Origin of the sequence: Pseudomonas sp. NFACC16-2 (assembly GCF_900119205.1) — a bacterium.
GTDB classification, from domain to species: domain Bacteria; phylum Pseudomonadota; class Gammaproteobacteria; order Pseudomonadales; family Pseudomonadaceae; genus Aquipseudomonas; species Aquipseudomonas fluorescens_Q.
The window spans coordinates 63215-63722 of the sequence record NZ_FPIX01000036.1; the positions used below are offsets into that span (position 1 = coordinate 63215).

Here is a 508-nt window from a genome sequence, read left to right on the forward strand (position 1 = left end):
CGCCAGCCTTGAGTTACCCGTTGGTTTTCGCCATGGAGAGTTCGCCTTCGAGGCCGCGCCGTTCGATCACGCCAAACACGTCTGCCACATCCTGCACCAGGATCCGGGCGACGTTGGTGATGGTGGCGATGTCGTTCTCTGCCGAATCACGCAGGCTGGTGCAGGCGACCAGCGTCAGGTAATCGAGCGTGGCGTGCAGGCGTTCGCTGGCACAGGCGTGGAGTTCGGGGAGTGGGGCTTGGGCGTCGATCAGCAGGACGGGATGGGTGGTGGCGGTTTGGGTGAGAGGGGTGAAGCGTTGATCACGTTGGTTCATGGCAATAGTTACTCATTCTTCGTATCAAGAAAAAGCTACTTCGATTCGCTGCGAAACGAATGGGTGGTAGCTGCGTGTGGGTTCGCAGACCGAGGATAGAGGGTGTTCTGAAGTTTGTGTAAACGGTCATTAGGTGCACACTGCCTTTCCCAAGGAGTCTCAATGACCGAGCCCAAGCGCACTAAACGAGTC

General features: G+C 57.7%; 1 protein-coding gene. It reads right to left on the reverse strand.

Annotated features, from left to right (window positions below; all coding sequences use genetic code 11):
* Positions 1 to 13: 13 nt before the first annotated feature.
* On the reverse strand, positions 14 to 316 hold the full coding sequence (locus BT116_RS23490) for a fructose-bisphosphate aldolase (RefSeq protein WP_072347477.1): 303 nt from the start codon (positions 314 to 316) through the stop codon (positions 14 to 16).
* Between the last annotated feature and the right edge of the window lie 192 nt (positions 317 to 508).

Bases quoted from the DNA above. Each gene is read 5' to 3' on its own strand.
- BT116_RS23490 (WP_072347477.1), bottom strand. From the start codon at position 316: ATGAACCAACGTGATCAACGCTTCACCCCTCTCACCCAAACCGCCACC.